The sequence below is a fragment of the Caballeronia telluris genome (genome assembly GCF_001544495.1).
Lineage (GTDB): Bacteria > Pseudomonadota > Gammaproteobacteria > Burkholderiales > Burkholderiaceae > Caballeronia > Caballeronia telluris.
On record NZ_FCNZ02000002.1, the window covers coordinates 188,787 to 212,121 of the forward strand.

The window sequence follows — 23,335 nt, forward strand, 5'->3', positions numbered from 1 at the left end:
GCCGATGTGCCGCCCGGGCGTGTCTGGTCGGCTGGAACGTCCGCGGGTCCGCTCAAGGCAGCAATATCGTCGACCCCGTCGTCTTGCGCGCTTCGAGATCCTCGTGCGCCCGCGCCGCGTCCTTCAGCGCATAGCGCTGCCGCACGTTCGTCTTCACCTTGCCCGATCCGACGACATCGAACAGTTCGGCGGCCATCCCGTCGAGATCGCTGCGCTTCGCGATATAGCTGAAGAGCGTCGGCCGCGTGAAATAGAGCGAGCCGCGCCCGGCGAATTCCGACGAATCGATCGGCGGCAGCGGTCCCGACGAATTGCCGAAGCTCACGAAAAGCCCGAGCGGCGCGAGACAGTCGAGCGACGCCGTGTACGTGTCCTTGCCGATCGAGTCGTACACCACCGGCACGCCCGCGCCGTTGGTGATCTCGCGTACGCGCTTCGTGAAGTTATCGCGCGTGTAGACGATCGGATAGTCGCAGCCGTGTGCCTTCGCGAGTTCCGCCTTCTCGTCCGAGCCGACCGTGCCGATCACCGTCGCGCCGAGCGCCTTGGCCCACTGGCACGCGAGCATGCCGACGCCACCCGCCGCCGCGTGGATCAGCACCGTGTCGCCGGCCTTCACGCGGTAGGTGCGCCGCAGCAGATATTGCGCAGTGAGGCCTTGCAACATGATCGACGCGGCCTCCTCGAAGCCGATCGCATCGGGCAGCGCGACGACGTAGTCCGCCGACATCACGCGCTCCTCGGCATACGCGCCCGGCGGCCGCGAGGCGTAGGCGACGCGGTCGCCCGGCTTGAACCGCGTGACGCCTTCGCCCACCGCCGTCACCTCGCCTGCCGCCTCCATGCCGAGCCCGCCCGGCAGCGGCATCGGATAGAGACCGTTGCGGAAATACACGTCGATGAAATTCAGGCCCACCGCATGATGCTTCACGCGGATTTCGCCCTTGCCCGGCTCGCCGACGGTCACGTCGACCCACTTCATCACTTCCGGGCCGCCGGTCTTGTCGAATCGGATTGCTTTGGTCATGCGAGTCTCCTTAGTCGGTCGCTCAGGACGCCGCGCGTGCCAGGCGCAGGCGCAGTTCGTCGAGAATCATGCGCGCGGTCGCGATGTTCGTCGCACACGGGACGTTGTGCACGTCGCAGGCGCGCACCAGCGCGTTGATGTCCGGCTCGTGCGGCTGCGGCGTCATCGGGTCGCGCAGGAAGATCACGACATCGACACGCCCTTCCGCCAGTTCCGCGCCGATCTGCAGGTCGCCGCCATGCGGTCCGGAGAGCTTCTTCTCGACGTCGAGGCCGTGCGCCGCCGCGATCCGCGTGCCGGTCGTGCCCGTCGCGACGAGCCGGCATTGCGCGAGCGTATCGACGTATTCGCCCGCCAGCGCGACGATGTCGTCCTTTTTCATGTCGTGCGCGATCAGCGCGACGCGTGTGCTCATTGATGTGGCTCCTGTCGTTGTCGATGGTTATGGTGATGAGAAGCGACGGCTAGAACGTGCCTGGGTAGGCGCCGCCGTCGATGAGCCAGTTCTGTCCCGTGATATAGCCCGCGTGCGCGCTGCACAGGAACGCGCAGGCGCGGCCGAACTCGTCGGGCGTGCCGAAACGTCCCGCCGGCAGCGCCTTCGCCCGGCGCGCACGCGCTTCGTCGAGCGAGATGTTCTGCGCCTTCGCCTGCGCCGCGAGCGTCTCCGCGATGCGATCCGTGTCGAACGTGCCCGGCAGCAGGTTGTTGATCGTGACGCCGGTCGCCGCGATCTTGCGCGCGACGCCCGCGACGAAACCCGTCAGCCCGGAGCGCGCGCCGTTCGAGAGACCAAGCACGTCGATCGGCGCCTTTACCGACGAACTCGTGATATTGACGATGCGCCCGAAGCCGCGATCGATCATGCCGTCGAGGGTCGCCTTGATGAGCTCGATCGGCGTGAGCATGTTCGCGTCGAGCGCCTTGATCCAGTCGTCGCGGGTGAAGTCGCGGAAGTCGCCCGGCGGCGGGCCGCCCGCGTTGTTCACGAGGATGTCCGGCGCGGGGCACGCGGCGAGCGCCGCGGCATGGCCTTCGGGCGTGGTGATATCGCACGCGAGCGCCTTCACGTCGACGCCGTATTTGGCGCGGATGTCGGCGGCGGTGGCGTCGAGCGTCGCCTGCGTGCGCGCGACGATCACGAGGTTGACACCCTCGGCCGCGAGCGCCTCGGCGCAACCGCGCCCGAGTCCCTTGCTGGCCGCACAAACCAGGGCCGTGCGCCCTGCGATTCCCATATCCATCGTTGCTCCTTTGTCGGGCCCAACGGGCGCTGCCGACCTGCGCCCCGCTCGGGTCTCATGTAAGAAAGTTGGCGGTTCTCGTTCAATCCGCGTTCGATTCGCGTTCGATTCGCCGATGACGATCCGTCGCTGCCGCACCGCGCCGGCGTGAACCCTGTCGGCATGACGGTCCGTTCGCGCAATGATAGAAGAATCGGGGCGCGGACGTCGGCGGCTCGCTTCGCGCCGTCCGCGCCTTCGAATCTTCCGAATCTTCCTTATGAACGATGCGTTTTCGGTAAACTGGCGGGATCGTCTGAGCCCGGCGCGTCAGGCTGCCCGAGCCGTGTCGCGGCGACGGGCCCTCGCGCGCGACCCGGCGCGAGCCGTCGGCCGAACAACACTCCATGCGCCCTTCGCGCGACTCCCATGACCCAGGACAGCCGTTTCCCCAATCTCTTCATCCTCGACCACCCGCTGATCCAGCACAAGCTGACGCACATGCGGGACAAGGACACGTCGACGCGCACCTTTCGCGAGCTGCTGCGCGAAATCACGCTGCTGATGGGCTATGAGATCACCCGCAACCTGCCGCTCACGACCAAGCGCGTCGCGACCCCGCTCGTCGACATCGATGCGCCCGTGATCGCCGGCAAGAAGCTCGCGATCGTGCCGGTGCTGCGCGCGGGCATCGGCATGTCGGACGGGCTGCTCGATCTCGTGCCGTCGGCGCGGGTCGGCCATATCGGCGTCTATCGCGACGACGACCACCGCCCGGTCGAATATCTCGTGCGCCTGCCGCCCGATCTGGAGGAGCGCGTGTTCATCCTATGCGATCCGATGGTCGCGACGGGTTATTCGGCGGTTCACGCCGTCGACGTGATGAAGCGCCGCAAGGTGCAGGGCGAGAACATCGTGTTCGTCGCGCTCGTGGCCGCGCCCGAAGGCGTGAAGGTGTTCTCCGATGCGCATCCGGACGTGAAGCTGTATGTCGCGTCGCTGGATTCGCACCTGAACGACCATGCTTATATCGTGCCGGGCCTCGGCGACGCCGGCGACCGGCTCTTCGGCACGAGAAACTGACCGCTCGGCGCCCCGTCGTTTCGCGGGGCGGTTTTCGCCGTGCTTTTCGCCGCGCCCCGCGGAAATCCCCCGTTTTTCGGCGTATTCCGCTTGCCACGCGCGCGTTTTCCCGCCGCGCGGCGTCTGCCGGCCGCAGGCGCCATGATAAAATTCCTGTCTGCCCGGTTCACGGCCCCGGTTTGCCGCCCGGACGGCGATCAAGCCGCCGGAAGCACCGCGCAGCCGGCTTTTCCGGGCGAACACCCCTGCACGAGACGCCGGATACGTCGTCTGAACGACCGGCAAAGGCGCGACCGGAACACGCATCGGTCGCCCGTCGCCCAGGCCGGACACGCTTGCAAGCCGGGCGAACACACTGAAACACAGGCGCGCGGCTCAACGCCCATGCGCGCGGACGGAGAAAGGTAATGGCGGGTCATTCGAAATGGGCCAACATCAAGCATAAGAAAGCGGCGGCCGATGCCAAGCGCGGCAAGGTCTGGACGCGCCTCATCAAGGAAATCCAGGTCGCGGCCCGCATGGGCGGCGGCGACGCCGACACGAACCCGCGCCTGCGGCTCGCCGTCGACAAGGCGTACGACGCCAACATGCCGAAGGACAACATCAACCGCGCGATCCAGCGCGGCACGGGCGGCGTCGACGGCGCGAACTACGAGGAAATCCGCTACGAAGGCTACGGCATCGGCGGCGCGGCCATCATCGTCGACACGATGACGGACAACCGCACCCGCACCGTCGCGGAAGTGCGCCACGCGTTCTCGAAGCACGGCGGCAACATGGGCACGGACGGCTCGGTGTCGTTCATGTTCGATCACGTCGGCCAGTTCCTGTTCGCGCCCGGCACGCCGGAAGACAAGCTGATGGACGCGGCGCTAGAAGCCGGCGCCGACGACGTCGTGACGAACGAAGACGGCAGCATCGAGGTCATCTGCCCCGCGAACGACTTCCCGAAGGTGAAGGCGGCGCTCGAAGGCGCGGGCTTCAAGGCGGAACTCGCCGAAGTCACGATGAAGCCGCAGACCGAAGTCGAATTCACCGGCGACGACGCGGCAAAAATGCAAAAACTGCTCGATGCGCTCGAAAATCTCGACGACGTGCAGGAAGTCTATACAAACGCCGCGATCAACGAAGAGTAAGGCCGTTCGCCGCGCGGCGCGCGCGTGGAACGGGTTTCGCTTGATTCAGGCGAAGCGCGCCATCGAACGATTTGCTGCCGGAAGGTGCGTGACGCCGCAGACGCCCGCGCGATCCGCCTTCCCAATTGCCTGCCGGGCACGAACGCGGGGCCGCTAGACCGGCCCGCATTTGTCGACGCGCGCGTTTCGTGCATTTCTCGCGTTTCGCACGTCGAGCGGCGCCCGGTTTGCGCCGCCACTGGTTTTATACGTATTCGGGGAATCAAATGAAGTTACTCGTCGTCGGTTCCGGCGGTCGTGAACATGCTCTCGCGTGGAAGCTCGCGCAGTCGCCGCGCGTCCAGATCGTCTACGTGGCGCCCGGCAACGGCGGCACCGCGCAGGACGAGCGTCTGCGCAACATCGACATCACCGATCCCGCCGCGCTCGCCGATTTCGTCGAGCGCGAAAACGTCTCGCTGACGGTCGTCGGTCCCGAAGCGCCGCTTGCGGCCGGCATCGTCAACCTGTTCCGCTCGCGCGGGCTCAAGATCTTCGGGCCGACGAAGGAAGCGGCGCAACTCGAAAGCTCGAAAGACTTCGCGAAGGCGTTCATGAAACGCCACCAGATCCCGACCGCCGAGTACGAAACCTTCACCGACGCCGCCGCCGCGCACGCGTACCTCGACGCGAAAGGCGCGCCGATCGTCATCAAGGCGGACGGGCTCGCGGCCGGCAAGGGCGTGGTCGTCGCGACGACGCTCGACGAGGCGCACGCGGCCGTCGATTCGATGCTCGCCGACAACAAGCTCGGCGACGCGGGCGCGCGCGTGGTGATCGAAGAATTCCTGGAAGGCGAGGAAGCGAGCTTCATCGTGATGGTCGACGGCAAGCACGTGCTGGCGCTGGCCTCCAGCCAGGACCACAAGCGCTTGCTCGACGGCGACCGCGGCCCGAACACCGGCGGGATGGGCGCGTACTCGCCCGCGCCGATCGTCACGCCGCAACTGCACGCGCGCGTGATGCGCGAAATCATCCTGCCGACGGTGCGCGGCATGGAAGGCGAAGGCATCCGCTACACGGGTTTTCTGTACGCCGGCCTCATGATCGACGCGCAAGGCAACCCGAAGACGCTCGAATTCAACTGCCGCATGGGCGACCCGGAAACGCAGCCGATCATGGCGCGCCTGAAGGGCGATTTCTCGAAAGTGGTCGAACTCGCGATCGCCGGGACGCTCGATTCCGCGGTGCTCGAATGGGACCGCCGCACGGCGCTCGGCGTGGTGCTGGCCGCGCACAACTATCCTGAGACGCCGCGCCGGGGCGACCGCATCAGCGACATTCCGGCCGAAACCGACACCGCCGTGACCTTCCACGCCGGCACGACGCTTGCCGACGGCAAGCTCACGACGTCGGGCGGACGGGTGCTGTGCGTCGTCGGATTGTCGGATTCGGTTCGCGGCGCGCAATCCGTGGTCTACGATACAGTCAACCAGATTTCGTTCGACGGCATGCAGTATCGCCGCGACATCGGCTATCGCGCGGTCAACCGCAAGCAGAACGACCGTCACGGCTGAAGCGGTCCGCTCGCTCAAGGCATGACCCGCGCTGCCGGACCTTCGCGTCCGGCAGCGCGTTTTTTAAGGGGACGCTTGATAACTGGCGTCCAACGCATGGCATAACGCAGCAACGATGACCGACACGACTTTCGACGTACAAGCTGTGCGCACCTATCTCACCGGCCTGCAAACGCAGATCGCCGAGACGCTCGGCGCCTTCGACGGCGTCCCGTTCGCGACCGACCGCTGGCAGCGCGGCCCCGACGAGCGCCTGCGCGGCGGCGGCTGCACGCGGATTCTCGAAGGCGGGCAGTTTTTCGAGCGCGGCGGCATCGGCTTTTCGGATGTCGCGGGTGACGCGCTGCCGCCGTCGGCAAGTGCGGCGCGTCCGCAACTCGCCGGACGCGGCTTCGAGGCGCTCGGCGTGTCGCTCGTGATGCATCCGGAGAATCCGCACTGCCCGACCGTGCACATGAACGTGCGACTCCTGATGGCGACGAAGGAAGGCGAGGCGCCGCTCTTCTGGTTCGGCGGCGGCATGGATCTCACGCCCTGCTACGGCTACGAGGACGACGCGCGCCATTTCCATCGCGTGTGCCGCGGCGCGCTCGCGCCGTTCGGCGCCGAGCTGTATCCGCGCTTCAAGACGTGGTGCGACGAGTATTTCTATCTGAAGCATCGCGACGAACGGCGGGGCATCGGCGGGATTTTCTTCGACGATTTCGCGGAGCCCGGTTTCGAGCGCTCGTTCGCGATGATGCGAAGCGTCGGCGACGCGTTCCTTACGGCGTACCTGCCGATCATCGAGCGGCGCCGCGACACGCCGTACACTGAGGCCGAGCGCGCGTTCCAGGCGTACCGGCGCGGCCGCTACGTCGAGTTCAATCTGGTCTTCGACCGCGGCACGCATTTCGGGCTGCAAAGCGGCGGCCGCACGGAATCGATTTTGATGTCGATGCCGCCCGTCGCGAACTGGCGCTACGACTGGAAGCCTGAGCCGGGCACGCCCGAAGCGCGGCTGTACACCGATTTCCTCGTGCCGCGCGAATGGGTCTGAGCGCGCCTGCCACTCACCGGAACAAGGACCGAATACTGAATTCGAACCCGCTCTGCGCCCGGCGCGTCGGCCTTCTCGGCGGCACGTTCGACCCGATCCACGACGGACACCTCGCGCTGGCGGCGCGTTTCGTCGACTTGCTGCAACTGACCGAGCTCGTGTTCCTGCCCGCCGGCCAGCCGTGGCAGAAGGAAGGCGTCTCGGCACCGCAGCACCGCCTCGCGATGACACGCGCGGCCGCCGGGTCGATGCGCCTCGCAGGCGTCGAGGTAAAGGTCGCCACCGATGAAATCGAGCACGACGGCCCGACCTACACCGTCGACACGCTCGCGCGCTGGCGCGAGCGCGAAGGCGGTGAGGCGTCGCTCGCGCTGCTCGTCGGCGCGGACCAGCTCGTGCGCCTGAATTCCTGGCACGACTGGAAGCGCCTCTTCGACTTCGCTCACGTCTGCGTGGAAACGCGGCCGGGTTTCGACCTCTCGGTGCTGCCCGATGCCGTCGCGGCCGAAGTCGCGGCACGCGGCGCCGCGCCGCAAACGCTGCGCGCGACGCCGCACGGCCATCTGCTGATCGATCAGTCGCTGGCGGTCGATGTATCGGCGACCGCGATCCGCGAGTATTTTCGCGAAACCAAAGCCACCCATAACCACAACACAACCGAAGTCCCGGCGGCAAACCGGACGGACCTGCGAAGCCAGGTCCCGCCCGCCGTCTGGGACTATATTGTTCAACATCACCTGTACCAACGGTAACCATGGAAATTCAAAAACTTCAGCGCGCGATCATCGACGGTCTCGAAGACGTCAAGGCGCACGACATCAAGGTGTTCAACACGACGCACCTGACCGCCCTCTTCGACCGCGTCGTCGTCGCGAGCGGCACCTCGAACCGGCAGACCAAGGCGCTCGCCAACAGCGTGCGCGAGAAGGTCAAGGACGCAGGCGGCGACGTCATCTCGACCGAAGGCGAAGAGATCGGCGAATGGGTGTTGGTCGATTGCGGCGACGCGGTCGTGCACATCATGCAACCGGCGCTGCGCCAGTACTACAACCTCGAAGAGGTCTGGGGCGACAAGCCGGTGCGCGTCAAGCTGCAGAATCCGAACACGTTCGGCGGCGCGCGCGCGAGCGAGCCGCTCGACGAAGACGAGGACGACGCGCCCGCCGCCAAACCCGCGCGCAAGACGACGCGCCGCTGACGCGCGGGCGTTAGCGTACCGGTTGGCGCGTCATGAAACTGCATATCCTTGCGGTCGGCCACAAGATGCCCGAGTGGATCGCCGCCGGCTTCGACGAGTACGCGAAGCGCATGCCGCCGGAACTGCGCATCGAGCTACGCGAGATCAAGCCCGAACAGCGCTCGTCGGGCCGCAACGCCGAGAGCGTGATGGCCGCCGAGCGCCAGCGGATCGAAGCCGCGTTGCCGAAGCACGCGCGTCTCGTCGCGCTCGATGAACGCGGCCGCGACTGGAGCACGATGCAACTCGCGGGCGCGCTGCCCGGCTGGCAGCAGGACGGGCGCGACGTCGCGTTCGTGATCGGCGGCGCGGACGGGCTCGATCCCCAACTGAAGGCGCGCGCGGAACTGCTGCTGCGCGTGTCGAGTCTCACGCTGCCGCACGGCATGGTCCGCGTTCTGCTCGCCGAACAGCTTTACCGCGCGTGGAGCATCACGCAGAATCATCCCTATCATCGCGCCTGAGGCCCTGTCACGTTCGCAAGCGGTCTTGGGCACGTCTTAAGAGATCCGCTTCCGATGCCGCTTCATTCCTTCATCTATCTCGCCTCCCAAAGCCCGCGTCGTCAAGAGTTGCTGCAGCAGCTCGGCGTGCGTTTCGAACTGCTGCTGCCGCGTCCCGACGAAGACGCCGAAGCGCTCGAAGCCGAGCTTCCCGGCGAAGCACCCGATGCCTATGTCGTGCGCGTGTCCACGCTCAAGGCCGAAGCCGCGCATGCTCGCCGCACGGCGGGGCATCATCCGGCCGCACCGATCCTCGTCGCCGATACGACCGTCACCGTCGATGGCGCGATCATGGGCAAGCCCGCCGATGCGAACGAAGCCGTCGCGATGCTCGAAAGGCTCGTGGGACGCGAGCACGAAGTGCTGACGGCGCTCGCCGTCGTGGATGCCGAAGGCACCGTGTTGCCGCCCGCGTTGTCGCGTTCGAAGGTGCGCATGGCCGCCGTCGATCGTGCTGCATTGCAGCGTTACGCGGCGACGGGCGAGCCGCTCGGCAAGGCCGGAGCCTACGGCATTCAAGGACGCGCGGCTGCGTTCATCGAGCGGATCGAGGGGTCCTATTCGGGTATCATGGGTCTGCCCCTTTTCGAAACCGCAGCTCTCTTGCGCGTGGCGCGCGTCGACTTCTAAACAGGCCATGAACGAAGAAATCCTGATCAACGTCACACCGCAGGAAACCCGCGTCGCACTCGTTCAGCAAGTCGCCGTGCAGGAGCTTCACGTCGAACGCACGCTTTCACGCGGGCGCGTCGGCAACGTTTATCTCGGGCGCGTCGTGCGCGTGCTGCCGGGCATGCAGTCCGCGTTCATCGACATTGGCCTGGAGCGCGCCGCGTTCCTTCATGTCGCCGACATCTGGCATCCGCGCATTCCGGGCGTGTCGCATTCGGCGGCGCCGCACACGCCGATCGAGAAGATCGTGTTCGAAGGACAGGCGCTGATGGTGCAGGTCGTGAAGGACCCGATCGGCACGAAGGGCGCGCGGCTCTCGACGCAGGTGAGCATCGCCGGGCGCACGCTCGTCTATCTGCCGCAGGAACCGCATATCGGGATTTCGCAGAAGATCGAAAGCGAGGCGGAACGCGAGGCCGTGCGCGCGCGGCTCACGGCCGTCCTGCCCGCCGATGAAAAAGGCGGCTATATCGTGCGGACCATCGCCGAAGACGCGACGAGCGAAGAACTGGCCGCCGATGTCGCGTATCTGCGAAAGACGTGGACGACGATCGTCGCTCAGGCGCAGCGCGTGCCGCCCACGACGCTGCTGTATCAGGACCTGAATCTTGCGCAACGCGTGCTGCGCGATTTCGTCAACGACGAGACCACGCGCATCCAGGTGGATTCGCGCGAGACCTATCAGATGCTCGCCGATTTTGCCGCGGAGTTCACGCCCGCGGTGGCGTCGCGCCTGCACCACTACACGGGCGAGCGGCCTTTGTTCGACCTGTACAACATCGAGGCGGAGATCCAGCGGGCGCTATCGCGGCGCGTCGATCTGAAGTCGGGCGGCTATCTGATGATCGACCAGACGGAAGCGATGACGACCATCGACGTCAATACGGGCGGCTATGTCGGCGCGCGCAATTTCGACGACACGATCTTCAAGACGAACCTCGAAGCGGCGCATACGATCGCGCGCCAGCTGCGGCTGCGCAATCTCGGCGGCATCATCATCATCGACTTCATCGACATGGAGAATGTCGAGCATCGCGATCAGGTGCTGGGCGAACTGAAGAAGGCGCTTTCGCGCGACCGCACGCGCGTGACGGTCAACGGGTTTTCGCAACTCGGTCTCGTCGAGATGACGAGAAAGCGCACGCGCGAATCGCTCGCCCATGTGCTGTGCGAGCCGTGTCCGGTGTGCGACGGCAAGGGGCAGGTGAAAACGCCGCGCACCGTGTGCTACGACGTGCTGCGCGAGATCATGCGCGAGTCGCGGCAGTTCAATCCGCGCGAGTTTCGGGTGGTGGCGTCGCAGCAGGTCATCGACCTGTTCCTCGAAGAGGAATCGCAGCATCTGGCGATGCTGATGGATTTCATCGGCAAGCCGGTGTCGTTGCAGGTGGAGTCGAATCTGAGTCAGGAACAGTACGACATCGTGCTGATGTAGCCCGCCCGCGCCGCCGGCATCACGACGGCGCGGCGCTTCTGTCGTCCACCCGCCGCCGCGCGCCATAGATCAATATCCCGATCAGGAACACGAACAGGTTTCCCTCGGTGAAATTGAGCAGCAGCGAGTTCGCGAGGCATCCGAGCACGAACGCGAACAGATACCCGTACGCAATCGATCGTTCAGGGTCCGCCAGGCCCTGGCACTCGCGTCTGATCGTCACCAGCAGCCAGACGAACAGCGCCACGCCGATCAGTCCGAGTTGCACGCCCATCAGGAGAAACTCGTTGTGCGGGTTGCCGGCCATCGCCGCGCGGCCGCCGGTGCTCGCGCTCACGAGCCGCTCGAACTGGGTCCGCACGCTCCCGGCGCCGTATCCGGCGATCGGTCTCTCCATCAGCAGTTCCGTGCTGCGTCGATAGAACTCGATGCGCACGCCCATCGATGTGTTCTTGTTCTGCGTTTCGTATTGCGTGATTTCCTGGGTTGTTTCGCCCAGCCGCGAATCCTTCCCGTGCAGCGCGAAGAACACCAGCGCTGCGCAAACCGCGACGCCCGCGAGCACGGCGACCCAACGCGTGGGACCGTGGTAGTGACGCAGCCGCGTCGCCTGAACGACGACATAGATCGCCATGTAAGCAATGGCGACGACCTGTCCGGTACGGCCCTTCAGCACGAAGAGCACGTTGATCAGCGCGAGCGTGCCGACGCCATACAGCAGGACCCGGACGGCACCCTTCTTTGTCGCCCGCGCGAGCGCGAATGCCATGCAGACCAAGAAGGCCATCATCAGGCCACCGGAGATATGGTCCTTGAACACCCACGGCTTCGACACCGGTTCCGCGCCATGCATCGGACCGAACGCCGTCCATCCGAAGGCGTTGGTATAAGTCAGCACCATCGAGAGCACGAGCGTCGCAAAGAGTCCCCAGATGGCGCCAGCGGCCCAGTTCGTGTCGTCGTCGCTCTGGAAGACCAGAAAAAGCAGCGGGAAGAACAGCAGCTTGCGGTACTTCAGCAGGAAGTCGACTGCCTCGCGCGCGGGCGCCGAACTGTAGGCGACGCTCAACGCAAGTGCGACGAACAGGATCAGCGCGGCGATGCTCACGGTCGATCCGGCGCGCATCGTTCTCACGCGCCGCCACGCCTCGGGCGAGGCGAGCGCGCACAGCGTGAAGAGCGCGGAGCCGAGGTTCACGCCGGCCGTCGAGATCGGCACGAGCCACAGCGTCAAGAGAGCGAACGATCTCGCGAGGATCAACGGATAGGAACTCGTGCGGGACCCGCGCAGCCGGGAAAGTATTGTCGCTTGCATATTATTGGTTCAACGCCCCGCCTTCTTTTCGGATGCTGCCTTTTTGCCTCGATGTCGCCCGCCGCCAGCGCGCATTCGTTTCAATGGTCCGGCGCGCTGCCATCCTGCGCGCGTGGTCCGCTCAGATAGAAGCGCGTGCGCCGCTCGACGGCCTCGCTAGAATACATCGACTCGACCGCTTCACGGGCTCGCGCGCCGATGGACGCGCGCAGCGAGGGATCGGCCATCAGGCGTCTGACGATCCCGCGGGCCTCGTCGGTCGAATCGAACAGAAAGCCGTTTTCGCCATGCCGGATCCACTCCGCATAGCCGCCCCGCCGATGACACACCACGGGCAGCGCGCACGCCATCGCCTCGAGCACGACGCGCCCGAAGGTTTCGACATGCGCGCCCGTCCGGTAGTAGAAGACATCCAGGCTGCGAAGAAAATCCACCGCGGGCATCGCACCTTCGGCCAGCAACTGCACGCTCGGGACGGCGCCGCTGGCCGCATCGAATGCATCGCGCAGGCAGGTCGCGCCCTGCAGGCGGACCTCCGCCCCCTCTTGCGCCCAACTCCGGTACAGGGCGAGATCCTCGGGATCGTGCTTGTCGGCGGTATCGCGGCTCAGGCGTCCGATCGCGAGCGACGTGCGCGACGTGCGCGGCCCGGGCGCCGGAGCGAACAGCCGGATGTCGATCGGCGAAGGCTGGACCTCGCCCTCGACGCCGAGCAGTTGCTTCTGAAACTCGGAGATGAACACGTATTCCGTCTTCGGCCAGCGCAGCAAGGGCGGATGCGCCGACGTCAGCGAGAGGATTTTCGGGTGAAACGTGTTGAAGACGTAGATGAGGCGCGCGGGTGCCTTGCTCAGGTAAGGCCAGAGCCGGCGGCGCCAGTGCGCGCCCACGAACACGTAGACACCGCCATCCGGACGATTGCCCGCACCGGGTCCGATCTTGCGGATTCCGTATTGGCTCGCCAACTCGGGCGAACATCGCGACGACGATGCCCACAGCCTGACGTCGGCTCGTTCGGCCAGGAGGCGTCCGAGATAAAGCGCTTCCTGTTCGCTGCCGCCGTGCGGGTTGAGAAATCCGTTGACGATGTGAATGACGGGATTCGACACTGGGTTGGACATCTCACTAGCTGTAAAAAAAGCTTCGCTGGCGTGCACGGCCGGGACGGCGCCGCGGTCAGCCAGCCCGGCCCGATGCCGTGCGCCGATACACCGCTTCGGTCTGCTCGATGAAAAGCTCGCTCGAAAACTCGCGCACGGCCCGCTCGCGCGCCCGCGCCCCGATGTCCGGCAGCATTGCGCGGCCTTCGAGGATTTTCTGCACGACGGCGGTCATCTGGCCGACGTCGCGCGGCTCGACGATCCAGCCGTCCACGCCGTCGTCGACGTTCTCCGGCAGACCCGCATAGCGCGCATGCCGAGCGTGTCAATAGTCTGCCGCTGCACGATGCGCGACCGCGGCCCCTTCCAGAACAGCATGACAAGCAACAGCAGGCGATGATCCGGCGATCCGTTCACGTGAATGACGTCGAACCGCGTTCGTTCGAGCCGGGATCAAGCAGCGCCCGCCCAGCCGCGCGCATGCGCGCCAGAACCTTCAGCTTCGTGGAAAACTCCATCGCCAGGCTCGCCACGTCGCGCAACGCGCTCGCATGGTCGAACAGCCTGTTCGATCCAGGCGCCGCGACGAAAATCCGGTGCCGCTTCACGAGCGCGCGGGCGATGGTTGCGATATAGGTATCGCGACTGCGGCCGCAGTGAAAATTCGTGAACAGGATTTTCACGGCCGACGCTCCACTGAAGCAATCGCGTCCAGCACCTCGTCGACGGTCGGCGCGCGGCCCTCGTCCCCGATCGACACGCACACGCCCGGAATCTGCACGCCGAAATGTGGTCGTGAGGTCGCGGTGAAGATCATCACGGTCGGCTTGCGCAGCGCCGTGGCGAGATGCACGAGACCCGTGTCGGTTCCCACGACGAGGGCCGCCAGATCGATGTGCTGCGCCATCTCCTCGATCGTCAGCTTCGGCAGCACGCGCGCGCCGGGGACGCCCTCGGCGATGGCCTCGCCTTCGCGCCGCTCCGCGTCCGAACCCCACGGCAGAAGCGGCGTGATGCCGCGCTCGACGAGCGAGCGGCCCACCGCGATCCAGTTTGCGGCCGGCCACTTCTTCTCTTCCTTCGACGTCGCGTGAAACAGCAGTGCGAACGGCGTGTCCTTCGCGGCGTCGGGTGCCGCCTTGGGCTTCGGAATCGAGAAAACGGTGGGCGGCACGGGCTCAATCGCGTAACCAAAGGTTTCGCTGAGTGCGCGCCGCATGCCGTCCCACGCATTGGCGTCGTGGCGCGGCGCGAACCGGTGCGTGTACGCGAACGCCGCGCCGCGTTCGCCGAGATTCACCCGCGAATACCCGAAACGGCGCTTGGAGCGCGTGAGAAACGAGATGATCGCGCTCTTGTAGACGCCGTGCAGGTCGAGCACCGCATCGTACTTCTCCCGCCGCAGGTCGGAAATCGACGATGCGATCGCCGACAAATCGCTCAGGCTGCGCATCTTCTTGAAGCGCCTGAGCGGCGCGCACAACACGCGGGCGACGCCCGGATTCCAGCGCGGAATGTCGGCGAAGGCGTCGTCGACGGCCCAGTCGATCTGCACGCCCGGAAACGCGCGATGCAGGTCTCCCACCACCGCCTGCGCCTGAATCACGTCACCGAGCGAGGTGACCTTCACGACCAAGATTCGCTTCATTCTGCAAGCACGTTTCGAGCGGTATCCGCCGGGTTGATCAAGGAAAGCATGAAAAGGACGACGAGGCTCACGCGGCCTGCTGCTGGTACTGGATGCGATGCAGGTGCGCGTAGAGACCGTCCTGACGAAGCAGTTCGGCATGGCTGCCCTGCTCGGCGATCCGTCCCGCCTCCATCACGAGGATGCGGTCGGCGCGCTCGATGGTCGAAAGCCGGTGCGCGATGACGAGCGTCGTGCGGCCCTTCATCAGCGTTTCCAGCGCGGCCTGCACGTGCCGTTCCGACTCGGAGTCGAGCGCGGAGGTCGCTTCGTCGAGGATCAGGATCGGCGCGTCCTTGTAGATGGCGCGCGCAATCGCGAGCCGCTGGCGCTGGCCGCCCGACAGGCGCATGCCGTTGCCGCCGATCAGCGTATCGATGCCGTCGGGCATCGCGCTCACCACGTCCGCGAGATTCGCCGCGGCGAGTGCCTTCTGCACGCGCCCGCGATCGGGCGTCGTGCCATAGGCGACGTTGGCGGCGATCGTGTCGTTGAAGAGCACGACGTCCTGGCTCACCATCGCCATCTGCGAGCGCAGGTCGGCCAGGCGGTACTCGGGAAGCGGCACGCCATCGACGAGCACCTCGCCTTCTGCCGGATCGAAAAAACGCGGCAGCAGATTGACAAGCGTGGTCTTGCCGCTGCCCGACGGGCCCGCGAGCGCGACCATCTCGCCCGGCGCCACCTTGAACGACACGCGGTCGAGCGTCGGCCGCTCGGGCGAACCGTAGCTGAACGACACGTTACGAAACTCGACGTTTCCCTGGGCGCGCGCGAGCGGGCGGCCGCCGCCTTCCGGCTCGGCGGGCTCGTCGATCAGGCCGAAGATCAGCTCGGCCGCCGTCATGCCGCGTTGCAGCGGCTGATTGATGTCGATCAGATGCTTGAGCGGCGAGATGACGAGCAGCATCGACGTGACGAACGCGACGAAGCCGCCGACGGTGGTCTGGTCGCTTGCCGACTGCACGACCGCGATCGTGATGACGATGGCGAGCGCGATCGACGCGAGGAACTGCGTGAGCGGCTGCGCGAGCCCGCCCGACACCTGCATGCGCATTGAATAGCCGCGCAGGCGGTTGCTCATCTCGTTGAAACGGCCCATTTCATACGGTTCGCCGTTGTGAACCTTGACGACCTTGTAGCCGCCGACCGTCTCCTCGACGATGTACGACAGCTCGTTCGTGAGCAGCTGATGCTCGCGGTTCAGGCGCCGCAAGCGCCGGTTGATCTTGGAGACGAGCCAGCCGATGCCCGGCAGGATCACCGCGACGATCAGCGTGAGGCGCCAGTTCAGGATGAAAAGATAGCCGAGCAGGAACACGACCGTGAGCGAATCGCGCACCAGCGTAACGACGACGCTCGAGAGCACCTGCAGGATCTGGTTGACCTCGAAGACGATCGCGTTGATGACCGTGCTGGCGGTTTCGCGCTGGAAGAAGCCCGCGCTCGTGTGGATCATGCGCTCGAACATCTTGAGCCGCAGTTGCAGCAGGATCTTGTTCGAGACGTACGACAGCAGGTAGCCCGACGCGTATTGCGCCACGCCGCGCACGAGCGACAGCCCGACGACCGCGGCCGGCACGATCCATATGGCCTTGTCGCTGCCCTTCGTGCCGAAGCCGTGATCGAGCAGCGGCTTGAGCAGCATCGGAATGCCGGCCTCGCTCGCCGCGACGAAACCCATCGCGACCAGACCGAGGATCACGGTGCCCATGAGCGGCCGGATGTAAGGCCAGAGGCGCCTCATCACGGCCGTGGGCGATGTGGTCGTGCCACCGCCGATGGTTTTGCTCAGTGTCTGTTGCTGGGTCAAATCAATCCTCTGTCGGTGCGATGTGCGCAGCGTGCACATGATGGCCCATGCAGGCGGCCCGTGCAGCAGCGCCCAGGCACGGTGCGCGCCAATCCGCTATTGTAATCCGTCACGTATCGTCATCTCATTAACGAGGCGTCAAGTTTCTCGCGGCGCGAGCGCGCTGCGGCGGGCGGCGCGGTCGACTTAGAATACGGCACGCGCTCAACGTGGCAGCGCACGCTCGAACGGCAACATGACCCAACCGACACTCGGCATCGCCATCATCACCTACAACGCGGCGGCGCGGCTCGCCCAATGCCTCGCGGCCGTCTCCTTCGCGGACGATATCGTCGTGATCGACGGCGGCAGCACCGATGCGACCGCCGGCATCGCCGAAGCGCATCGGGCGCGCGTGATCGTCGAGCGCGAATGGCCGGGTTTCGGCCCGCAGAAGAACCGCGCGCTCGACGCGCTCGCGACCGACTGGGTGCTCTCCATCGACGCCGACGAAGTCGTGTCGCCGGAACTGGCGGCGTCGATCCGCGCCGCGATCGCCGACCCGCGCGCCGACGTCTACGCGGTCGACCGGCTGTCGAGCTTTTGCGGCGAGTGGATCCGGCACAGCGGCTGGTATCCCGACTGGATTCCGCGCCTGTTCAGGCGCGGCACGGCGCGCTTCTCCGACGACCTCGTGCACGAGCGGCTCGTGCTTTCGACGGCGGCGCCGCTCGCGCGGCTTGAAGGCAGGCTGATGCACTATTCCTACGAAGACTTCGAGACCGTGCTGCGCAAGCTCGACGCCTATTCGACCGCCGGCGCGCTGCAACGCCACGCGGCGGGCAAGCGCGGCAGCTTCGGCATCGCGGTGACGCGCGGGCTATGGGCATTCCTGCGGACGTACTTCCTGCGACGCGGGTTTCTCGACGGCCGCTCGGGTTTCATGATCGCGGTGTTCAACGGGCAGACCGTCTACTACCGGTTCCTGAAGCTCGCGCATCTGAACGCGTTCCGCTGACGCACCGCCCGGTCAATAGACGATCTCGATCGAACTGCCGGCGAATTCGCCGCGCAACGCCGTGATGAGGTCGTCGGTGGGCTTGACGCGCCAGGCATCGCCGAGACGCACTTCGCCTTCGGCGTGCTCGCTGCGATACACGATGCTCACGTTCAGCCCGTTCGGAATGTGCACCGGCTGGCGCTGCGGCCGGCCGCCCTCGCCTCGCGGGCCGCGCGAAGGCGCCGGCACGGGCGCGCTCGCCTGCTGCTCGGGCCCGGCGCAATGCGCTTCCAGCACGCGCTTCAGACGCAGCGCATCGGCGTTGCCATTCATCTCGACCTTGACGCCTTGAGCGTAGCGGCTCCTCGCGCGTTCGAGATCCATCGCGGACTCGACCGTGAAGCGGATGCCGCCCGTGAACGCGTCGTTGCGCGCCTGGCCCTGCACGACGAGCAATTCGTCTTCCTTGAAGAGCGCCTTGTTCGCCTCGAACTGCTCGTTGAAGACGGTGACTTCGCACTGGCCCGAGCCGTCGTCGAGATTGACGATCAGCATCTTGCCGCGCTGGGTCATCTGCGTGCGCATCGTCGTGATGACGCCCGCGACGAGCTTGTCGCGCCCTTCCTTCAGTTCGCCGATTTTCTGCCGCACGAAGCGGCGCACTTCGCCCTTGTAGGCGTCGAACAAGTGCCCGGACAGATAGAAGCCGAGCGCCGTCTTCTCTTCCTGCAGGCGCTTCTTGTCCGGCCACATCGGCTCGTCGACGAGTTCGTGGCCTTGTTGCGGCGCGTCGCCCATGTCGAAGAGACCGGCCTGCATCGCGTTGGCGGCGGCCTGGTCGGCGGCTTCCATCGCGAGCGGCACCGACGCGATCAGTTGCGCGCGATTCTCGTGCAGCGCATCGAACGCGCCCGCGCGGATCAGCGCTTCCACCGTGCGGCGGTTCACGACGCGCCGGTCGATGCGGTCGCAGAAATCGAAGAGATCGGTGAACGCGCCGTCCGCGCGGGCGCGCAGGATTTCCTCGATCGCATTCTGGCCGCTGCCCTTCACGGCGCCGAGGCCGTAGCGGATCGTCTTCGAGCGCTTGCCGTCGGGCTCCGCGACCGGCTCGAAGCGATACGCCGATTCGTTGATGTTCGGCGGCAACACCGACATGCCGTTCGAGAGGCAGTCCTCGAAGAGGATCTTGACCTTGTCGGTGTCGTCCATGGCGAGCGACATGTTGGCCGCCATGAATTCCGCCGGATGATGCGCCTTGAGCCACGCCGTGTAGTACGCGAGGAGCGCGTAGGCCGCCGCGTGCGACTTGTTGAAGCCGTAGCCCGCGAACTTCTCCATCAAATCGAAGATTTCGTCGGCTTTTCCTGCACTCAGGCCATTCTTCGCTGCGCCCTGCCGGAACAGTTCGCGATGCTCCGCCATTTCTTCGGCTTTCTTCTTGCCCATCGCGCGGCGCAGCAAGTCCGCGCCACCGAGCGAATAGCCGCCGATGATCTGCGCCATCTGCATCACCTGTTCCTGGTAGACCATGATGCCGTAGGTCTCTTTCAGGACAGATTCGACGCGCGGATCGGGATACTCGACGATCTCGCGCCCGTGCTTGCGCGCGCAGAAGCTCGGGATCAGGTCCATCGGGCCCGGACGATACAGCGCGACGAGCGCGATGATGTCCTCGAAGCGGTCCGGCTGCGCGTCCTTCAGCATGCCCTGCATGCCGCGGCTTTCCAGCTGGAACACGGCGACGGTGTTCGCTTTCTTGAGAATGGAGAACGACGCCGGATCGTCCAGCGGAACCTGCGCGAGATTCCAGTTTTCCTTCGACGGATCGAGCCGGCGGATATAACGCTCGGCCCAATCGAGAATGGTGAGCGTGGTCAGGCCCAGAAAGTCGAACTTCACCAGCCCGACCGCTTCCACGTCGTCTTTGTCGTACTGGCTGACGACGCCGCCGTCCTCGCCCTGCGTATAGAGCGGGCAAAAATCCGTCAGCTTGCCGGGCGCGATCAGCACGCCGCCCGCGTGCATGCCGACGTTGCGCGTCAGTCCTTCCACGCGCTGCGCGAGTTCGAGCAACTGATGCACTTCGTCTTCGTTGTCGAAGCGCTCTTGCAACGCGGGCTCTTCCTTCATCGCGTCGGCGATGGTGACGTGCTTGCCCGGCTTGAACGGGATCAGCTTCGCGATACCGTCCGTGAACATGTAGCCGAGATCCAGCACGCGGCCGATGTCGCGCACCGCCGCCTTCGCCGCCATCGTGCCGAAGGTCGCGATCTGCGAGACGGCGTCCGCGCCGTATTTCTGCTTCACGTACTGGATGACGCGGTCGCGGCCTTCCTGACAGAAGTCGATGTCGAAGTCGGGCATCGACACGCGTTCCGGATTCAGGAAGCGCTCGAACAGCAGGTTGTAGCGCAGCGGGTCCAGATCGGTGATGCCGAGCGCGTAGGCGACGAGCGAGCCCGCGCCCGAACCGCGCCCCGGACCGACCGGCACGCCGTTGTTCTTCGCCCACATGATGAAGTCCGCGACGATCAGGAAGTAGCCCGGAAAGCCCATCTTGATGATCGTGCCGCACTCGAAATCGAGCCGCGTGTAATACGTTTCGCGCTGCTTCTCGCGCTCGGCTTCATCGGGATAAAGCTGCGCGAGGCGCACTTCCAGCCCGTCCTTCGACAACTGCACGAGGTAGTCGTCGAGCGACATGCCGTCGGGCGTCGGAAAGAGCGGCAGCTTCGGCTTGCCGAGTTCGAGCGTCAGGTTGCAGCGCTTGGCGATCTCGACCGTGTTCGCGAGCGCCGACGGAATGTCCGCGAAGAGCGCGCACATCTCGTCCTGCGTGCGGAAGTACTGGTCGGTCGTGAAGCGTTTCTGGCGGCGCGGATTCGCGAGAATGTCGCCTTCCGAAATGCACACGCGCGCTTCGTGCGCGGTGAAATCGTCGGGGGTCATGTATTGCAGCGGATGCGTCGCGACGACCGGCAACTTCAGCTTCGCCGCGAGCGCAACCGCCTGCTGGATATACGTTTCGGCGCCCGGCTGCCCGGCGCGTTGCAACTCGATATAGAACGCATTCGGAAAGAGCGCCGCCCAGCGTTGGGCGTTGCGCTCCGCGGCCTGGTCGTTGCCCGCGGCGAACGCCATGCCGACGTCGCCCTGCTGCGCGCCGGAGATCGCGAGCAGGCCCTCGGCGAGCCCGCCTTCGAGCCATTCGAATTCGACTTCCGCGCGGCCGCGATACTGGTTGGTCAGCCACGCGCGGCTCAACAGTTCGCACAGGTTGAGATAACCGACGTTGTTCCTGACGAGCAGCAGCAATCGGGACGGCTTGTCGCGGTCGGCGGGATTCGTGATCCAGACGTCGCACCCGGCGATGGGTTTGACCCCTTTGCCGCGCGCCTCCTTGTAAAAGCGCACGAGACCGAACGCGTTGCCGAGATCGGTGAGCGCGAGCGCGCCCTGGCCGTCTTCGGCAGCGGCTTTGACGACGTCGTCCAGACGCACGATGCCATCGGCAATCGAGAACTCGGAGTGGACGCGGAGATGAACGAAGCGAGGATCTGACATGGGCGATATTGTACATGCGCCTCTTCGCGAAATTCTCGCCCGCGCCCGCGTTGGCCGACCGGACAAGGTCGCGATTTGTCTCGAAAAGAGCGCGCGATGATCTGCGTCAGACTGGCCGATCGGCCGATCCGGGCGGCCGCGCCGAATGCGGGATAATACGGGTTTCGCGATCTGCCTGACCTTTCCGGCGGCGCCCTGTCATCAAGCAACCTGAACATGAATATCCTCAATCTCTCCAGCTACCAATTCGTCACCATCGACGACACCGCCGCGTGGCGCCCGCTCGTCACCGAACGCTGCAACGCGCTCGGCCTGAAGGGGACGATCCTGCTGGCGCCGGAGGGCATCAACCTGTTTGTCGCGGGCGAAATCGAGAACGTGCGCGCATTCATCGACTACATGCGCAACGATGCGCTCTTCGAAGGCAAGTTCGCCCACCTGCAGTTCAAGGAAAGCCTTTCCGCGAAACAGCCGTTTCGCCGCATGCTGGTGAAGCTCAAGCGCGAAATCATCACGATGAACAAGCCGGCGATCAAGCCGGAACTGGGCCGCGCACCGTTCGTCGATGCGCCGACGCTCAAAATCTGGCTCGACCGCGGTCATGACGACGAAGGCCGCCCTGTCGTGATGCTGGACACGCGCAATGCGTTCGAAGTCGACGTCGGCACGTTCGACAACGCGCTCGATTACCGCATCACGAAATTCAGCGAATTTCCGGACGTGATCGAGCAAAATCGCGCCGATCTGGACGGCAAGACGGTCGTCTCGTTCTGCACGGGCGGCATTCGCTGCGAGAAAGCCGCGATCCACATGAAGGAAGTCGGCATCGACCACGTCTACCAGCTCGAAGGCGGCATCCTGAAGTATTTCGAGGAAGTCGGCGGCGCGCATTACAACGGCGAATGCTTCGTGTTCGACTACCGCACCGCGCTCAACCCGAAACTCGAACCGACCGCCATGTCGCAATGCTTCGGCTGCCGCGCGGTGGTGAGCGTCGAGGAGCAGAAGTCGCCCTATTACGTGCCCGGCAAGACATGTCCCGCCTGCCATCCGGAAGCCCGCAGGGAACCGAAGGCGGCGTGAGCGCCTATCGCGGCCGCTTCGCGCCCTCGCCGACCGGGCCGCTGCACATCGGCTCGCTGGTCGCCGCGCTGGCGAGTTTTCTGGATGCGCGTGCGCATCGCGGCGCATGGATCGTGCGGATCGAGGACGTCGACGGTCCGCGCACCGTGCCCGGCGCCGACGACGACATCCTCGCGACGCTCGCGCGTCTTGGCATGCATTCGGATGAGCCGCCCGTCTGGCAAAGCCGGCGCTTTCCGGCCTACGAAGCGGCCTTCGAACGCCTGCGGGCGGCCGGCTTCGTTTATCCGTGCGGCTGTACGCGCCGTGAAATCGCCGATTCGCTTTTGAACGCGCATGCGCGCCACGCGACACTCGCCTATCCCGGCACCTGCCGCGACGGCCTGCACGGGCGCGCGCCGCGCGCGTGGCGTTTGCGCGTCCCCGACGGCGACGCCGCGCGCGTGAGTTTCGTCGATCGATGGCAGGGTGTGCAGTCGCAGGATCTGGCGACCGAAGTCGGCGATTTCGTGTTGAAGCGCGCGGACGGACAGTGGGCGTATCAACTGGCGGTCGTCGTCGACGATGACGACGCGCGTATCACGCACATCGTGCGCGGCGCCGATCTGCTCGACTCCACCGCGCGGCAGATTTATCTTCAGCAGTGTCTCCACGTGACGACGCCAGACTATCTGCATGTGCCCGTCGTCACGAACGCGGACGGTGAAAAGCTCAGCAAGCAGACGGGCGCGATGGCGCTGAATCTCGACGACCCGGTCGCGACACTCGCGGCGGCGGCACGGCATCTCGGCATCGAAATGCCGCCGCCCGGTTCGCTCGACGCGTTCTATTCCGCCGCAACCGCCGAGTGGGCAAAGCGCTTCGGACCGCCGTAATAAAA

Annotated in this window: 22 protein-coding genes; 12 read left to right on the plus strand and 10 right to left on the minus strand. The window is 65.6% G+C overall.

Features of this window, described 5'->3' with window-relative positions; translation table 11 throughout:
• Positions 1-52: 52 nt before the first annotated feature.
• From AWB66_RS03820 to AWB66_RS03830, 3 genes are read right to left on the minus strand one after another with little or no spacing between them, the layout of a single operon-like run.
• A complete protein-coding gene (locus AWB66_RS03820) occupies positions 53-1,027 on the minus strand; it encodes a quinone oxidoreductase family protein (protein WP_087628950.1) in 975 nt (324 codons plus the stop codon).
• A 22-nt stretch (positions 1,028-1,049) separates the two neighbouring features.
• Positions 1,050-1,442, minus strand: coding sequence for a methylglyoxal synthase (locus tag AWB66_RS03825; RefSeq protein ID WP_087628951.1), 393 nt, complete (start codon positions 1,440-1,442; stop codon positions 1,050-1,052).
• A 49-nt stretch (positions 1,443-1,491) separates the two neighbouring features.
• Entirely contained in the window at positions 1,492-2,271 is a 780-nt protein-coding gene (locus AWB66_RS03830) for an SDR family oxidoreductase (RefSeq protein WP_087628952.1), read from the minus strand.
• Between the two features lie 408 nt (positions 2,272-2,679).
• On the opposite strand from AWB66_RS03830, the gene upp reads away from it, so the two are divergent.
• The 9 genes from upp to rng all read left to right on the plus strand — a co-directional run bounded on the left by upp (position 2,680) and on the right by rng (position 10,911).
• Positions 2,680-3,333 (plus strand): uracil phosphoribosyltransferase, encoded by a 654-nt coding sequence (upp, locus tag AWB66_RS03835; protein ID WP_087628953.1) that lies wholly within the window; start codon positions 2,680-2,682, stop codon positions 3,331-3,333.
• 407 nt (positions 3,334-3,740) lie between these two features.
• Positions 3,741-4,469 (plus strand): YebC/PmpR family DNA-binding transcriptional regulator, encoded by a 729-nt coding sequence (locus AWB66_RS03840; protein WP_087628954.1) that lies wholly within the window; start codon positions 3,741-3,743, stop codon positions 4,467-4,469.
• 266 nt (positions 4,470-4,735) lie between these two features.
• On the plus strand, positions 4,736-6,025 hold the full coding sequence (purD, locus tag AWB66_RS03845) for a phosphoribosylamine--glycine ligase (RefSeq protein ID WP_087629103.1): 1,290 nt from the start codon (positions 4,736-4,738) through the stop codon (positions 6,023-6,025).
• A gap of 115 nt (positions 6,026-6,140) precedes the next feature.
• Positions 6,141-7,064: an oxygen-dependent coproporphyrinogen oxidase gene (gene hemF, locus AWB66_RS03850; RefSeq protein WP_087628955.1), complete on the plus strand. Its 924-nt coding sequence runs from the start codon at positions 6,141-6,143 to the stop codon at positions 7,062-7,064.
• Positions 7,055-7,816 carry a nicotinate-nucleotide adenylyltransferase gene (locus tag AWB66_RS03855; RefSeq protein WP_087628956.1) on the plus strand — a complete coding sequence of 254 codons (762 nt, stop codon included), beginning with the start codon at positions 7,055-7,057 and terminating at the stop codon, positions 7,814-7,816. The genes hemF and AWB66_RS03855 overlap by 10 nt, the downstream gene beginning before the upstream one ends.
• A 2-nt stretch (positions 7,817-7,818) precedes the next feature.
• Positions 7,819-8,262, plus strand: coding sequence for a ribosome silencing factor (gene rsfS / locus AWB66_RS03860; protein ID WP_087628957.1), 444 nt, complete (start codon positions 7,819-7,821; stop codon positions 8,260-8,262).
• A 32-nt stretch (positions 8,263-8,294) separates the two neighbouring features.
• Complete coding sequence (gene rlmH / locus AWB66_RS03865; RefSeq protein WP_087628958.1) at positions 8,295-8,765, plus strand: 23S rRNA (pseudouridine(1915)-N(3))-methyltransferase RlmH; 471 nt, start codon at positions 8,295-8,297, stop codon at positions 8,763-8,765.
• A 54-nt stretch (positions 8,766-8,819) separates the two neighbouring features.
• The gene (locus AWB66_RS03870; RefSeq protein WP_087628959.1) at positions 8,820-9,434 is read left to right on the plus strand and encodes a Maf family protein; all 615 of its coding nucleotides are present in this window, start codon (positions 8,820-8,822) and stop codon (positions 9,432-9,434) included.
• 7 nt (positions 9,435-9,441) lie between these two features.
• Positions 9,442-10,911 (plus strand): ribonuclease G, encoded by a 1,470-nt coding sequence (gene rng / locus AWB66_RS03875; protein WP_087628960.1) that lies wholly within the window; start codon positions 9,442-9,444, stop codon positions 10,909-10,911.
• A 19-nt stretch (positions 10,912-10,930) separates the two neighbouring features.
• Here the strand turns inward: rng and AWB66_RS03880 are convergent, their stop codons facing one another.
• The 6 genes from AWB66_RS03880 to msbA all read right to left on the minus strand — a co-directional run bounded on the left by AWB66_RS03880 (position 10,931) and on the right by msbA (position 16,826).
• A complete protein-coding gene (locus AWB66_RS03880) occupies positions 10,931-12,172 on the minus strand; it encodes an O-antigen ligase family protein (RefSeq protein ID WP_235020973.1) in 1,242 nt (413 codons plus the stop codon).
• Between the two features lie 134 nt (positions 12,173-12,306).
• The gene (locus AWB66_RS03885; RefSeq protein WP_087628962.1) at positions 12,307-13,347 is read right to left on the minus strand and encodes a glycosyltransferase family 4 protein; all 1,041 of its coding nucleotides are present in this window, start codon (positions 13,345-13,347) and stop codon (positions 12,307-12,309) included.
• Positions 13,348-13,402: 55 nt separating this feature from the next.
• A complete protein-coding gene (locus AWB66_RS34230; protein WP_235020974.1) occupies positions 13,403-13,600 on the minus strand; it encodes a glycosyltransferase in 198 nt (65 codons plus the stop codon).
• 139 nt (positions 13,601-13,739) lie between these two features.
• The gene (locus AWB66_RS34235; protein WP_235020975.1) at positions 13,740-14,009 is read right to left on the minus strand and encodes a hypothetical protein; all 270 of its coding nucleotides are present in this window, start codon (positions 14,007-14,009) and stop codon (positions 13,740-13,742) included.
• The gene (gene waaC / locus AWB66_RS03895) at positions 14,006-14,974 is read right to left on the minus strand and encodes a lipopolysaccharide heptosyltransferase I (protein ID WP_087628963.1); all 969 of its coding nucleotides are present in this window, start codon (positions 14,972-14,974) and stop codon (positions 14,006-14,008) included. The genes AWB66_RS34235 and waaC overlap by 4 nt, the downstream gene beginning before the upstream one ends.
• Before the next feature lie 67 nt (positions 14,975-15,041).
• On the minus strand, positions 15,042-16,826 hold the full coding sequence (gene msbA, locus AWB66_RS03900) for a lipid A export permease/ATP-binding protein MsbA (protein ID WP_087628964.1): 1,785 nt from the start codon (positions 16,824-16,826) through the stop codon (positions 15,042-15,044).
• Positions 16,827-17,061: 235 nt separating this feature from the next.
• Between msbA and AWB66_RS03905 the strand changes: the two genes are divergently transcribed.
• On the plus strand, positions 17,062-17,823 hold the full coding sequence (locus AWB66_RS03905; RefSeq protein ID WP_087628965.1) for a glycosyltransferase family 2 protein: 762 nt from the start codon (positions 17,062-17,064) through the stop codon (positions 17,821-17,823).
• Positions 17,824-17,835: 12 nt separating this feature from the next.
• On the opposite strand, the gene dnaE is transcribed toward AWB66_RS03905, so the two are convergent.
• Entirely contained in the window at positions 17,836-21,381 is a 3,546-nt protein-coding gene (gene dnaE / locus AWB66_RS03910) for a DNA polymerase III subunit alpha (RefSeq protein ID WP_200818926.1), read from the minus strand.
• 207 nt (positions 21,382-21,588) lie between these two features.
• Between dnaE and AWB66_RS03915 the strand changes: the two genes are divergently transcribed.
• Positions 21,589-22,455, plus strand: coding sequence for a sulfurtransferase (locus AWB66_RS03915; protein ID WP_087628967.1), 867 nt, complete (start codon positions 21,589-21,591; stop codon positions 22,453-22,455).
• A complete protein-coding gene (gluQRS, locus tag AWB66_RS03920) occupies positions 22,452-23,330 on the plus strand; it encodes a tRNA glutamyl-Q(34) synthetase GluQRS (protein ID WP_087628968.1) in 879 nt (292 codons plus the stop codon). Before AWB66_RS03915 ends, gluQRS begins: the two co-directional genes overlap by 4 nt.
• Positions 23,331-23,335: the final 5 nt, after the last annotated feature.